Source organism: Enterobacter sp. BWH64 (genome assembly GCF_001037645.1).
Lineage (GTDB): Bacteria > Pseudomonadota > Gammaproteobacteria > Enterobacterales > Enterobacteriaceae > Enterobacter > Enterobacter hormaechei_C.
On the sequence record NZ_KQ089922.1, the window covers coordinates 860093 to 873406 of the forward strand.

12 protein-coding genes are annotated in these 13314 nt (G+C 56.4%); 10 read left to right on the forward strand and 2 right to left on the reverse strand.

The genetic code is table 11. The features are described 5' to 3' along the window. The first annotated feature begins 76 nt into the window (after positions 1–76). From SK50_RS04110 to pspG, 4 genes are all read left to right on the forward strand, one after another. Positions 77–565 (forward strand): cupin domain-containing protein, encoded by a 489-nt coding sequence (locus SK50_RS04110; RefSeq protein ID WP_017382621.1) that lies wholly within the window; start codon positions 77–79, stop codon positions 563–565. A 192-nt stretch (positions 566–757) separates the two neighbouring features. Beyond that, complete coding sequence (gene traF, locus SK50_RS04115; RefSeq protein ID WP_369799556.1) at positions 758–2044, forward strand: conjugal transfer protein TraF; 1287 nt, start codon at positions 758–760, stop codon at positions 2042–2044. An 82-nt stretch (positions 2045–2126) separates the two neighbouring features. Further along, positions 2127–3122 (forward strand): tRNA dihydrouridine(20/20a) synthase DusA, encoded by a 996-nt coding sequence (dusA, locus tag SK50_RS04120; protein ID WP_023295762.1) that lies wholly within the window; start codon positions 2127–2129, stop codon positions 3120–3122. A gap of 136 nt (positions 3123–3258) precedes the next feature. Further along, positions 3259–3501 carry an envelope stress response protein PspG gene (gene pspG, locus SK50_RS04125; protein ID WP_017382623.1) on the forward strand — a complete coding sequence of 81 codons (243 nt, stop codon included), beginning with the start codon at positions 3259–3261 and terminating at the stop codon, positions 3499–3501. 184 nt (positions 3502–3685) lie between these two features. Here pspG and SK50_RS04130 read toward each other — a convergent pair whose 3' ends face one another. Continuing rightward, positions 3686–4669 (reverse strand): quinone oxidoreductase, encoded by a 984-nt coding sequence (locus SK50_RS04130; protein ID WP_003860300.1) that lies wholly within the window; start codon positions 4667–4669, stop codon positions 3686–3688. A gap of 60 nt (positions 4670–4729) precedes the next feature. Here SK50_RS04130 and dnaB point away from each other — a divergent pair, with 60 nt between their 5' ends. The 6 genes from dnaB to SK50_RS04160 all read left to right on the forward strand — a co-directional run bounded on the left by dnaB (position 4730) and on the right by SK50_RS04160 (position 10408). Continuing rightward, positions 4730–6142, forward strand: a complete 1413-nt coding sequence (dnaB, locus tag SK50_RS04135; RefSeq protein ID WP_003860298.1) for a replicative DNA helicase — start codon at positions 4730–4732, stop codon at positions 6140–6142. Positions 6143–6158: 16 nt separating this feature from the next. After that, on the forward strand, positions 6159–7238 hold the full coding sequence (alr, locus tag SK50_RS04140) for an alanine racemase (RefSeq protein ID WP_045344652.1): 1080 nt from the start codon (positions 6159–6161) through the stop codon (positions 7236–7238). Between the two features lie 109 nt (positions 7239–7347). Then, on the forward strand, positions 7348–8541 hold the full coding sequence (gene tyrB, locus SK50_RS04145) for an aromatic amino acid transaminase (protein ID WP_045344651.1): 1194 nt from the start codon (positions 7348–7350) through the stop codon (positions 8539–8541). 268 nt (positions 8542–8809) lie between these two features. Continuing rightward, positions 8810–9523 carry an acid phosphatase AphA gene (gene aphA / locus SK50_RS04150; protein WP_017382626.1) on the forward strand — a complete coding sequence of 238 codons (714 nt, stop codon included), beginning with the start codon at positions 8810–8812 and terminating at the stop codon, positions 9521–9523. Positions 9524–9635: 112 nt separating this feature from the next. Continuing rightward, positions 9636–10052, forward strand: a complete 417-nt coding sequence (locus tag SK50_RS04155; RefSeq protein ID WP_045344650.1) for a secondary thiamine-phosphate synthase enzyme YjbQ — start codon at positions 9636–9638, stop codon at positions 10050–10052. 2 nt (positions 10053–10054) lie between these two features. Further along, positions 10055–10408, forward strand: coding sequence for an MmcQ/YjbR family DNA-binding protein (locus SK50_RS04160; RefSeq protein ID WP_017382628.1), 354 nt, complete (start codon positions 10055–10057; stop codon positions 10406–10408). A 3-nt stretch (positions 10409–10411) separates the two neighbouring features. Here the strand turns inward: SK50_RS04160 and uvrA are convergent, their stop codons facing one another. After that, positions 10412–13234 (reverse strand): excinuclease ABC subunit UvrA, encoded by a 2823-nt coding sequence (uvrA, locus tag SK50_RS04165; protein ID WP_003860287.1) that lies wholly within the window; start codon positions 13232–13234, stop codon positions 10412–10414. Positions 13235–13314 lie beyond the last annotated feature (80 nt).

Below are 13314 nucleotides of genomic sequence, written 5' to 3' on the forward strand. Positions count from 1 at the left end.
ATCATGTTCTGCTAAAAACACCGAGATCCGCCAGGCTGTGCTATACCTGACGCATCGCAAATCAGGAGATCGCAAAATGAAAAGACCTGACTGTATTCGGCACTGGCGGGACGTGGAAGGCGCCGATGACGCAACGTATCCTGACAGTAACGAACGTTTTTCTGTTGGCGCGCCGCTGGCCCGCAGGCTGGGTCTCGGCCGCATTGGTATTCACCATGAACGGCTGCCACCCGGACGCCGTACGTCTTATCCGCATGCGGAAAGCGACGAAGAGGAGTTTGTTTACGTTCTGGAGGGTTACCCTGAGGCCTGGATCAATGGCTATTTATGGAAGCTCGAACCCGGAGACAGCGTGGGATTTCCAGCCGGGACGGGCGTGTGTCACACCTTTATCAACAATACCGATGAAGAGGTGCGCTTACTGGTGGTGGGTGAGGCCAATAAAAAACATAACCGCATCTACTATCCGCTCAATCCGGTGTATGCCGCGACGCGCGAAGACCGCTGGGTCGACCATCCGCCTCAGTTTTTTGGGCCGCACGATGGAAAACCTGGGCGAAAATAATTTCCTCTTCTATAAATATTGATGGTCGTCACATATTACAACAGGCCGGGATGGAATTTAACTTAAGGAAATAGCGGGTCTTTTTGCACTTATTCACAGCAATAGTTCGTTCCTGTTTGGGTGATAACAGACAGGGTTAACTAATAACAAACTATTTACGAGCACACTGTGAAAAAACATTTTAAATTTTCGATGGTTAGCATCGCTGTCTCCTTTTTTATGGCAAATCAGGCGGGAGCAGCCAATACCTGGACGGAAGCGCGTAGCGACGCAATGGGCGGAACGGGTGTCGCGGCAGGGAGCTATGGCAGCGGGGCGTTAATCAACCCCGCGTTACTGGCAAAATCTAAGCCAGAGGATGATGTGACGGTCATTTTGCCGTCCGTTGGCGTGCAGGTGACCGATGAAGACAATCTTCAGGACGAGATTGATACCATTAACGACAAAATCAATCATTACAAGGATGTGGTTGATAGTCTGACCCCCATTGAAGTTATCACCAATCCATTAGGTTCGATCAATCAGTTCCAGGGCGCAGCGAAAGATCTCGCTGATGAACTGGACTACCTGAAAGGCAAGACCGCACACGCCACCGCAGGGGCGGGGATTGCCGTCAGTATCCCTAACGATGTTCTTTCCGTGGCCTTTATGGCAAAAGGCTATGCCCATGGCCGGGTCAGCTCTTCAATCGATCAGCAGGACATTGATTATCTGCGCGGTATACAACGAAGCGATGCGGTGGCTGCCGGTGTGGCGCTGGATGCCGCGCTAAACGGTACCGATCAGATCACCAAAAACCTTAACTCTACGGCGTCTGGTCGGGCGGCGATTGTGTCCGTCTACGGTATTGCGGTGGCCCGTCAGTTCGATCTTGGCGGCGTTCCGGTTTCCGTTGGCGTCACGCCGAAGCTGCAAAAAACCTGGCTCTATAACTACACCACTTCAATCTACGATTACGACAGTAATAAGTGGAACGACAGCCGCTACCGTACCGACGACACTGGCTTCAACGTCGATGCCGGTATTGCTGCTGATTTCGGTGAAAACTGGACGGTCGGCGTGAGCGGGCAAAACCTGATGTCGCGCGATATCGATACCAAAGATATCCGCATCCGCAACGGGCGTACGGGAGAGGTGGTGAGTTATAAAGACACTTATCAGATCCGTCCGCTGGTCACTGCCGGGGCCGCCTGGCACAACGATCTGGTCACGCTGACCGCAGATGGCGATCTGACCGAAACCAAGGGCTTTAAAAGCGAAGACACCTCCCAGTACGTTGGCGTTGGTGCCGAAGTCACGCCGCTGAGCTGGCTGGCAGTACGCGCCGGTTATCGTGCGGATATGAAAGGGAACGACAGCAACGTCTTTACCGGCGGTGTCGGTTTCGCGCCGTTCAACTCCGTCCACGTTGACCTGATGGGGCTTTATGGCGAAGACGAGACCTGGGGCGCAGGGGCACAGTTGAGCATGACGTTCTAAAGTACACCGGAGGCGCTGCGCCTCCGGCTTTTCTTTGTGCTATAGTAGCGCCCCTTTTCCACCAGATGCTTAAAACTTCGCCATGTCGTCAGAACTCCAGACCGCTTTCCCTGCACACCGTTTCTCCATTGCGCCAATGCTCGACTGGACGGACAGACACTGCCGCTATTTCCTGCGTCAGCTCTCCCGCCATACGCTGCTGTACACCGAAATGGTCACTACCGGCGCAATTATTCACGGCAAGGGCGATTATCTGGCGTACAGCGAAGAGGAGCATCCGGTTGCGCTGCAACTGGGTGGCAGCGATCCGGCTGCGCTGGCGCAGTGCGCGAAGCTGGCTGAAGAACGCGGCTATGACGAGATTAACCTCAACGTCGGTTGCCCGTCCGACCGTGTGCAAAACGGTATGTTCGGCGCGTGTCTGATGGGTAATGCACATCTGGTGGCGGACTGTATCAAAGCGATGCGCGACGTCGTCTCTATCCCGGTCACGGTCAAAACTCGTATCGGCATAGACGACCAGGACAGCTACGAGTTCCTGTGTGATTTCATCAACACCGTATCAGGGAAGGGTGAATGCGAGATGTTTATCATCCACGCCCGTAAAGCCTGGCTCTCTGGCCTCAGCCCGAAAGAAAACCGCGAGATCCCGCCGCTGGACTACCCGCGCGTGTACCAGCTAAAACGCGACTTCCCGCACCTGACCATGTCGATCAACGGCGGTATTACGTCGCTGGACGAGGCCAAAGCGCATCTCGAACATATGGATGGCGTGATGGTCGGACGCGAGGCGTATCAGAATCCGGGCATTCTGGCGACGGTTGACCGGGAAATCTTTGGCGTTGACGGTGCTGACACCGATCCCGTGGCAGTAGTGCGCGCCATGTATCCGTACATTGAGCGCGAGCTGAGTCATGGTACGTATCTGGGCCACATTACCCGCCATATGCTTGGCCTGTTCCAGGGCATTCCTGGCGCGCGCCAGTGGCGTCGTTATCTCAGCGAAAACGCGCATAAGGCCGGTGCGGATATTGAGGTCCTTGAACACGCGCTGCGTCTGGTTGCGGATAAACGTTAAATTTCGCTAAAAGATGGTCAAATACGCCACGCCCTGCAACACATTGCGGGGCGTTTTGCTTTCAGAACAACGACTTATTTTTGGCATGTTTCTTGTAACGATCGCAGCATCATTCGGGAACTCGTGGGAGAGCACCATGCTGGAACTACTTTTTGTGATTGGCTTCTTTATCATGCTGATGGTCACGGGCGTATCGCTGCTCGGTATCCTGGCCGCGCTCGTCGTGGCCACGGTGGTGATGTTTGTTGGCGGTTTATTTGCCCTGACGATTAAACTCTTGCCGTGGTTACTTCTGGCGATTGCGGTGGTATGGGCGATACGGGCGATTAAATCACCAAAACTGCCCACTTATCAGCGTAATAACCGCTTCCGTTACTAAGGTATTGAGGTGTACGTCACATACCTGCAACTTTTCCGGCAGCAATCCTTAGAACAGAATAGGATTTACTTATCGAATCTGTCACTATGGCTGCCGCTAAAGAATTCATCGAGCTGTACCCTACATACAGCCGAACTAAAAAAAGAAAGGGCTTCCCACGGGAAGCCCAATTTCTTTTTATGGCTCAGGGAATTAACAGACTTGATCCCTGCGTTGCCCGGCTCTCCAGCACCTCATGCGCGCGCTGCGCATCGGTCAGCGGATATTTCTGCGCCTCTGCCACATCCACTTTAATTACCCCACTGGCGATCAGCGAGAACAGCTCGTTGCTGGCTTCCTCAAGTTCTTCCCGGTTGGTGATGTAACCTTGCAGGGAAGGGCGAGTGACGTATAGCGACCCTTTCTGATTCAGAATGCCCAGGTTGACGCCGGTGACTGCCCCGGAGGCATTTCCGAAGCTCACCATTAGCCCGCGACGTTGCAGGCAGTCCAGCGAAGATTCCCAGGTGTCTTTCCCCACCGAGTCATACACCACGCGGACCTTTTTGCCGCCAGTGATCTCTTTCAGCCGCTCAACGATGCTCTCTTCCCGGTAGTTGATCACCTGCCATGCGCCCGCGTCCAGCGCGCGCTGCGCTTTTTGCGCGCTGCCTGTGGTGCCGATCAGCTTCGCGCCCAGGGCTTTCGCCCACTGGCAGGCAATCAGCCCCACGCCACCTGCGGCTGCGTGAAACAGGAATTGCTCGTCAGGCTTAATTTCGTAGGTTTTGCGCAGCAGATAATAGACCGTCAGCCCTTTCAGGAATGAGGCGGCAGCCTGCTCGAAGCCGATCGCATTTGGCAGAAGCGCCGCTTTCTCGGCCGGAACGTTATGGATGGAGCTGTAAGCGCCCAGCGCCGACTGTGCGTACACCACGCGATCGCCTTCCTTAATGTGCTTAACCGCGCTGCCCACTTTGCTGACGATACCGGCCGCCTCGGTGCCCAGTCCGCTTGGCATCGACGGAGGCGGATAGAGGCCGCCGCGAATATAGGTATCGATGTAGTTAATGCCGATCGCTTTGTTTTCCACCTGGATTTCGTTCTCGCCAGGCGCAGCGGGGGTAAATTCCACCGCTTTGAGTACGTCAGGGCCACCATGCTTGTGAAATTCAATACGTGTTGCCATGCTTCCTCCAGAATGTGGTAATCTTTCGACCCACTCTTTATCTCGGTAACTCCATTCACTATGGCAGGAAACAAACCCTTCAACAAACAGACTGAACCTCGTGAGCGTGATTATCAGGTCGCCGGGTTAAAAGTCCCGCCGCACTCGATTGAAGCGGAACAGTCGGTGTTGGGCGGTTTAATGCTGGATAACGAACGCTGGGACGACGTCGCCGAGCGCGTTGTCGCGGAAGACTTCTATACCCGCCCGCACCGCCACATCTTTACGGAAATGGCGCGTTTGCAGGAGTCGGGCAGCCCTATCGACCTGATTACGCTCGCAGAATCGCTGGAGCGTCTGGGACAGCTCGACAGCGTCGGCGGATTTGCCTATCTGGCAGAACTGTCAAAAAACACGCCAAGTGCCGCGAACATCAGCGCTTACGCTGATATCGTTCGTGAACGTGCCGTTGTCCGCGAGATGATCTCGGTGGCGAATGAGATCGCCGAGGCCGGTTTCGATCCCCAGGGGCGCACCAGCGAAGATCTGCTCGACCTGGCGGAATCCCGCGTCTTTAAAATCGCCGAAAGCCGTGCGAACAAAGACGAAGGCCCAAAAAATATCGCCGATGTGCTCGACGCCACGGTTGCGCGTATTGAGCAGCTTTTCCAGCAGCCGCACGATGGCGTGACGGGGGTGAACACCGGTTATGACGATCTCAACAAGAAAACGGCAGGTCTTCAGCCATCGGATTTGATTATCGTCGCGGCGCGTCCGTCGATGGGTAAAACGACATTTGCGATGAACCTCGTCGAAAACGCGGCGATGTTGCAGGATAAGCCGGTGCTTATCTTCAGTCTTGAGATGCCCTCTGAACAGATCATGATGCGTTCTCTGGCGTCCCTGTCGCGCGTGGATCAGACCCGCATCCGTACCGGCCAGCTGGACGATGAGGACTGGGCGCGCATCTCGGGAACCATGGGGATTTTGCTGGAAAAACGGAACATCTATATCGATGACTCCTCCGGCCTGACGCCGACGGAAGTGCGCTCCCGCGCGCGCCGTATCGCCCGTGAACACGGTGGTATCGGCCTCATCATGATCGACTACCTTCAGCTGATGCGCGTTCCGTCGCTTTCCGACAACCGTACGCTGGAGATTGCCGAGATTTCCCGCTCGCTCAAGGCGTTAGCCAAAGAGCTGCACGTGCCGGTGGTGGCGCTATCGCAGCTTAACCGCTCTCTGGAACAACGTGCAGACAAGCGCCCGGTCAACTCCGACCTGCGTGAATCCGGCTCCATCGAGCAGGATGCCGACTTAATCATGTTCATCTACCGTGATGAGGTTTATCACGAGAACAGCGATCTGAAAGGGATCGCCGAAATTATTATTGGTAAGCAACGTAACGGCCCCATCGGTACGGTACGTCTGACCTTTAACGGCCAGTGGTCGCGTTTCGACAACTATGCCGGTCCTCAATATGATGATGAGTAATTTCTAAGGAATTCAAATGCAAGCGGCAACTGTTGTTATTAACCGCCGCGCTCTGCGACACAACCTGCAACGTCTGCGAGAACTGGCGCCCGCCAGTAAGCTCGTTGCAGTCGTGAAAGCGAACGCTTACGGACACGGTCTTCTTGAGACCGCGCGAACGCTCCCCGATGCCGACGCTTTTGGCGTCGCCCGTCTCGAAGAAGCTCTCCGCCTGCGCGCAGGTGGAATTACGCAACCGATACTGCTCCTGGAAGGCTTTTTTGAAGCCTCGGACCTGCCGACCATTGCCGATCAGCACCTGCACACGGCGGTGCATAACGAAGAACAGCTGGCCGCGCTGGAAACGGCTGAACTGAGCGAGCCGGTCACCGTCTGGATGAAGCTCGACACGGGCATGCACCGTCTGGGCGTGCGGCCGGAAAGCGCGGAGGCGTTTTATCAGCGTCTGAGTCAGTGCAAAAATGTGCGTCAGCCAGTGAATATCGTCAGCCACTTTGCCCGCGCCGATGAGCCTGAATGCGGCGCAACGGAACAGCAGCTTGATATCTTCAACACCTTCTGCGAAGGCAAACCGGGGATGCGCTCCATTGCGGCGTCCGGCGGGATCCTGCTATGGCCGCAGTCGCACTTCGACTGGGCGCGTCCGGGCATCATTCTTTATGGCGTTTCGCCGCTGGAGAACAAACCCTGGGGTCCGGACTTTGGCTTTAAGCCGGTTATGTCGCTGGTTTCAAAGCTGATTGCCGTGCGTGAGCACAAAGCGGGAGAGCCGGTGGGTTACGGCGGCACCTGGACCAGCGAGCACGACACGCGTATTGGCGTGGTGGCGATGGGCTACGGCGACGGCTATCCCCGCGCCGCGCCAACGGGGACGCCGGTGCTGGTCAATGGACGCGAAGTCAAGATTGTCGGTCGCGTGGCGATGGACATGATTTGTGTTGATCTTGGGCCCGACGCGCAGGATAAAGCGGGGGACGATGCGGTGATGTGGGGTGAAGGCCTGCCGGTAGAGCGTATTGCTGAAATAACAAAAGTGAGTGCTTACGAACTTATCACGCGCCTTACTTCAAGGGTCGCAATGAAATACGTCGACTAAGCATGAGCGGGATGCGATGCATCCCGCTTCTGTTAACATCCCCTCGATCTTCTTCCGCTTCCGGTTTATTGTTGAATGCCCTGCCTCATAATAATCCGGAGAACATCGCGTGTTTCAGAAAGTAGACGCCTACGCCGGCGACCCTATCCTCTCCTTGATGGAGCGTTTCAAAGAAGATCCTCGCAGCGACAAAGTGAACCTCAGCATTGGTCTTTACTACAACGAAGACGGCATCATTCCTCAGTTGAAAGCCGTTGCCGAAGCTGAAGCGCGTCTGAACGCAACCCCGCACGGTGCTTCGCTTTATCTGCCGATGGAAGGATTAAACACCTACCGCAACACTATCGCGCCGCTGCTGTTTGGTGCGGACCACGCGGTGCTCGCGCAAAAGCGCGTGGCGACTATCCAGACGCTGGGTGGCTCGGGTGCGCTGAAGGTAGGCGCAGATTTCCTGAAAAAGTACTTCCCGGATTCCGGCGTATGGGTCAGCGACCCGACGTGGGAAAACCACGTTGCGATCTTCGAGGGCGCGGGCTTTAAGGTGGCGACCTATCCGTGGTTCGACAGCGAAACCAACGGCGTGCGCGTTGATGCGCTGCTGGAAAAACTGAACACCCTGCCGGAGCGCAGTATCGTATTGCTGCATCCGTGCTGTCATAATCCGACCGGTGCGGACCTCACCAATGCCCAGTGGGATGCGGTGATCGAGATACTGAAGGCGCGTAACCTGATCCCGTTCCTCGACATCGCCTATCAGGGCTTTGGCGCGGGCATGGAGGAAGACGCCTATGCCATTCGCGCGATTGCCAGCGCGGGGCTTCCCGCTCTGGTCAGCAACTCGTTCTCAAAAATCTTCTCCCTGTACGGCGAGCGCGTTGGCGGCCTGTCCGTGGTGTGTGAAGACGCCGAAGCCGCGGGACGCGTACTCGGTCAGCTGAAAGCGACGGTCCGCCGGATCTACTCCAGCCCGCCGAACTTTGGTGCACAGGTGGTGGCGACAGTTCTCGGTGACGAAACGCTGGAAGCGTCCTGGCTTGCGGAAGTCGAAGCGATGCGTAAGCGCATCCTGTCGATGCGTCAGGAGCTGGTTAACGTCCTGAAAGAGGCCGTGCCTGGGCATAACTTTGATTATCTTCTCAAGCAACGCGGGATGTTCAGCTACACCGGACTGAGCGCAGCGCAGGTCGATCGACTGCGCGAAGAGTTCGGTGTCTACCTGATCGCCAGCGGCCGTATGTGCGTGGCGGGTCTGAATGCCAGCAACGTCCAGCGCGTGGCGCAGGCGTTTGCATCCGTAATGTAAGCATTCACTTACTTGCATACTGTATGTAGGCCGGGTAAGGCGTAGCCGCCACCCGGCTTTTTTGTTCGCGCCGGTGCCAGTCATTGCCCGGTGGCGCTTCGCTTACCGGACCTACACGTTTCTTCTGCGCTTTGTGATCGTCTTCTTTTTATTCAGCCCCATAAGTAAAAACTCCTTTCCTTCCCCTACCGCTGGGGTTATGGTCGGATAGTTTTTTGACCATCCGCTCAAAATAAAAAGATAACAAACTGAATATTCAGGGGAAAATATGCGCAAGATCACACTGGCGCTCAGCGCCGCCTGCTTATTGTTCTCGCTTAATAGCGCCGTTGTTGCACGGGCTTCTGCACCCACGCCGCTTTACACCGGCACTACCGCCGCCATTCTTGCCGAACAGGCCCCCATTCACTGGGTTTCAGTGGCACAAATCGAAAATAGCCTGACGGGTCGCCCGCCGATAGCCGTGGGCTTCGATATTGACGATACCGTTCTCTTCTCCAGCCCCGGTTTCTGGCGCGGTAAAAAAACGTACTCCCCGGACAGCGAAGCCTATCTGAAAAACCCGGAATTCTGGGAAAAGATGAACAACGGCTGGGATGAGTTCAGTATCCCGAAAGAGGTTGCCCGCGCGCTGATCGCCATGCACGTAAAGCGCGGCGACAGCATTTACTTCGTGACCGGACGTAGCCAGACCAAAACCGAAACCGTCTCGAAAACGCTACAGGATGATTTCCTGATCCCGGCGGCCAGCATGAACCCGGTCATTTTTGCCGGGGACCAGGAAGGGCAAAACACCAAAACCCAGTGGCTGGAAAAGAAAAATATCAAAGTGTTCTACGGGGATTCAGATAACGACATCACCGCGGCGCAAGACGTGGGAGCCAGAGGCATCAGGGTGCTACGCGCCTCGAACTCCACCTACCGACCGCTGCCGATGGCCGGAAAATTTGGTGAAGAGGTGATCGTTAACTCTGAATACTGATGTATTAACGGCGGGGTGAATGCTTTTTTAAGCAAATCTCGCTGCGCGGGTTTTACCTTTCGCTTTCTTGCTGCACACTTAGAAAGATTCACCTTTCATAATGGAGCAGCACATGTGGTATCAACAGACCCTGACCTTAAGCGCAAAACCACGCGGATTTCACCTTGTGACGGACGAAGTCATCGGGCAAATCCGCGACCTGTCGCGCGTCAAAACGGGTTTGCTGCATCTGCTGCTTCAGCACACGTCTGCTTCTCTCACGCTCAATGAAAATTGCGATCCCACCGTCCGGTCCGACATGGAGCACCATTTTCTGAAGAGCGTCCCGGACAACGCGCCTTATGAGCATGACTATGAGGGGACGGACGATATGCCTTCGCACATCAAATCCTCTTTGCTGGGCGTCTCGCTGATGCTGCCGGTCCACAACGGACGGCTACAGCTGGGAACGTGGCAGGGGATCTGGCTGGGAGAACATCGCATTCACGGTGGTTCGCGTAAAATTATCGCAACGCTACAAGGGGAATAAAGATGACAATTTCGGAGATACTTCAGTACTGCATGAGCAAGCCGGGTGCGGAACAAAGCGTTCACAGCGACTGGAAAGCCACGCAGATCAAAGTGGGGGATGTGCTGTTCGCGATGGTGAAAGAGGTGGATGCGCGGCCTGCGGCATCACTGAAAACCAGTCCGGAACTGGCCGACTTACTGCGCCAGCAGCACGATGATGTCAGGCCAAGTAAGCATCTGAATAAAGCGCACTGGAGTACGGTGTTTCTCGACGGCTCGCTGCCAGATTCGCAAATTTACTACCTGGTGGATGCGTCGTATCTACAGGCGGTTGAACTGCTGCCGGAAACGATCCGACAGCAGCTCTCCGTGTGACGATTACAGCAACGGTTTGAGGAAGCGCGCGGTGTGCGAGGCTTCGCACTCTGCAACGGTCTCTGGCGTACCGGAGACGAGGATTTCACCGCCGCCGCTGCCGCCTTCCGGGCCGAGATCGACAATCCAGTCAGCGGTTTTAATCACGTCCAGGTTGTGCTCAATCACCACGATGGTGTTGCCCTGATCGCGCAGCTGGTGCAGCACGTCCAGCAGCTGCTGGATATCCGCAAAGTGCAGGCCGGTGGTCGGCTCATCCAGAATATACAGCGTCTGACCGGTACCGCGTTTGGACAGCTCACGCGCCAGCTTCACGCGCTGCGCTTCACCGCCGGACAGCGTTGTCGCTGACTGCCCCAGACGAATATAGGTCAGACCCACATCCATGAGGGTTTGCAGCTTACGCGCCAGCGCAGGGACGGCGTCAAAGAACTCGCGCGCCTCTTCGATGGTCATATCCAGCACTTCGTGGATGGTCTTGCCTTTGTACTTAATCTCCAGCGTTTCGCGGTTATAACGCTTACCTTTGCACTGGTCGCACGGCACGTAGATATCCGGCAGGAAGTGCATCTCAACCTTGATTACGCCGTCGCCCTGGCACGCTTCACAGCGGCCGCCGCGCACGTTAAAGCTGAAACGGCCTGGCGTATAGCCGCGTGAACGCGCTTCCGGCACGCCGGCAAAGAGTTCACGTACGGGCGTAAAGACGCCGGTATAGGTCGCCGGGTTGGAACGCGGCGTACGGCCAATCGGGCTCTGATCGATGTCGATAACCTTGTCGAAATGCTCCAGCCCCTGAATGTCGCGGTACGGCGCAGGCTCGGCCAGCGTCGCGCCGTTCAGCGCCGTCTGCGCAATCGGGAACAGCGTATCGTTGATCAGCGTCGATTTACCGGAACCGGACACGCCGGTGATGCAGGTAAACAGCCCGACAGGCAGCGTCAGGGTCACGTCCTTCAGGTTGTTGCCGCGCGCGCCGGTCAGCTTCAGCACTTTTTCCGGGTTCGCCGCCACGCGCTGTTTCGGCACTTCAATTTTGCGCTTGCCGCTCATGTACTGGCCGGTCAGCGATTCAGGCACCGCCATGATGTCTTTCAGCGTCCCTTCCGCGACCACCTGGCCGCCGTGTACGCCTGCGCCCGGGCCGATGTCGATCACGTGGTCCGCGGCGCGGATCGCATCTTCGTCGTGCTCGACCACGATTACCGTGTTGCCGAGGTTACGCAGGTGAACCAGCGTGCCGAGCAGGCGTTCGTTGTCGCGCTGGTGCAGGCCGATAGACGGCTCATCCAGCACGTACATCACGCCGACTAAGCCCGCGCCAATCTGGCTCGCCAGGCGGATACGCTGGGCTTCACCGCCGGACAGCGTTTCAGCCGAGCGGGAAAGCGTCAGGTAGTTCAGACCGACGTTCACGAGGAACTTGAGGCGATCGCCGATCTCTTTCAGCACTTTTTCAGCGATTTTCGCGCGCTGACCGGAGAGCTTCAGGTTGTTGAAGAAGTCCATCGCGTGGCCGATGCTCATGTCTGAGATGGTCGGCAGTGCCGTGTTTTCGACAAACACGTGACGCGCTTCGCGACGCAGACGTGTACCCTCGCAGGTGGCGCAGGAGCGGTTGCTGATGAACTTCGCCAGCTCCTCACGCACCGCGCTGGATTCGGTCTCTTTGTAGCGGCGCTCCATGTTGTGCAACACCCCTTCGAACGGGTGGCGACGCACGGAAGTGTCACCGCGATCGTTCATGTACTTGAACTCAATATTCTCTTTGCCGGAACCGAACAGGATCACTTTATGTACGTTCGCGCTCAGGCTGGCCCACGGGGCTTCAACGTCGAACTTATAGTGCTCAGCCAGCGATTTCAGCATCTGGAAGTAGTAAAAATTACGCTTATCCCAGCCGCGAATAGCGCCACCCGCCAGCGACAGTTCCGGGTTCTGAATCACGCGGTCCGGGTCGAAATACTGCTGAACGCCCAGGCCGTCACAGGTCGGGCACGCGCCCGCCGGGTTGTTGAACGAGAACAGGCGCGGTTCCAGCTCGCGCATGCTGTAGCCGCAAATCGGGCAGGCGAAGTTGGCGGAGAAGAGCAGCTCTTCCGCTTTTGCATCGTCCATGTCTGACACCACCGCCGTGCCGCCAGAGAGTTCCAGCGCCGTTTCAAAGGATTCCGCCAGACGCGTCGCCAGATCTTCACGTACCTTAAAGCGGTCAATCACCACTTCGATGGTGTGTTTCTTTTGCAGCTCCAGCTTTGGCGGATCGGACAGGTCACACACTTCACCGTCGATACGGGCGCGGATATAGCCCTGGCTTGCCAGGTTCTCCAGCGTTTTGGTGTGCTCGCCCTTACGCTCTTTAATGATCGGCGCCAGCAGCATCAGGCGTTTGCCTTCCGGCTGCGACAGCACGTTATCCACCATCTGGCTCACGGTTTGTGCCGCCAGCGGGACATCGTGATCCGGGCAGCGCGGCTCGCCCACGCGCGCATACAGCAGACGCAGGTAGTCATGGATTTCGGTAATGGTACCGACCGTGGAGCGCGGGTTATGCGATGTGGATTTCTGCTCAATGGAGATAGCAGGGGACAACCCTTCAATGTGGTCGACATCCGGTTTTTCCATCAGCGACAGGAACTGACGCGCGTACGCCGAGAGCGATTCAACGTAACGACGCTGTCCTTCGGCATACAAAGTGTCGAAAGCCAGTGAGGATTTGCCAGACCCCGAAAGCCCGGTCACGACGATGAGTTTGTCGCGAGGGATTATGAGGTTGATATTCTTGAGATTATGGGTGCGGGCGCCCCGAACTTCGATCTTATCCATTCACCTTTCCCGGTTGGAACACGGATTGCCTGATTTGTTTGAAGGACAAACGGCTGTCAGAAACGGCTAATTATGACACA

Bases quoted from the DNA above. Each gene is read 5' to 3' on its own strand.
- dnaB (WP_003860298.1), top strand. From the start codon at position 4,730: ATGGCAGGAAACAAACCCTTCAACAAACAGACTGAACCTCGTGAGCGT.
- traF (WP_369799556.1), top strand. From the start codon at position 758: ATGGTTAGCATCGCTGTCTCCTTTTTTATGGCAAATCAGGCGGGAGCA.
- SK50_RS04130 (WP_003860300.1), bottom strand. From the start codon at position 4,669: ATGGCAACACGTATTGAATTTCACAAGCATGGTGGCCCTGACGTACTC.
- alr (WP_045344652.1), top strand. From the start codon at position 6,159: ATGCAAGCGGCAACTGTTGTTATTAACCGCCGCGCTCTGCGACACAAC.
- uvrA (WP_003860287.1), bottom strand. From the start codon at position 13,234: ATGGATAAGATCGAAGTTCGGGGCGCCCGCACCCATAATCTCAAGAAT.
- SK50_RS04160 (WP_017382628.1), top strand. From the start codon at position 10,055: ATGACAATTTCGGAGATACTTCAGTACTGCATGAGCAAGCCGGGTGCG.
- dusA (WP_023295762.1), top strand. From the start codon at position 2,127: ATGTCGTCAGAACTCCAGACCGCTTTCCCTGCACACCGTTTCTCCATT.
- SK50_RS04155 (WP_045344650.1), top strand. From the start codon at position 9,636: ATGTGGTATCAACAGACCCTGACCTTAAGCGCAAAACCACGCGGATTT.
- pspG (WP_017382623.1), top strand. From the start codon at position 3,259: ATGCTGGAACTACTTTTTGTGATTGGCTTCTTTATCATGCTGATGGTC.
- SK50_RS04110 (WP_017382621.1), top strand. From the start codon at position 77: ATGAAAAGACCTGACTGTATTCGGCACTGGCGGGACGTGGAAGGCGCC.
- aphA (WP_017382626.1), top strand. From the start codon at position 8,810: ATGCGCAAGATCACACTGGCGCTCAGCGCCGCCTGCTTATTGTTCTCG.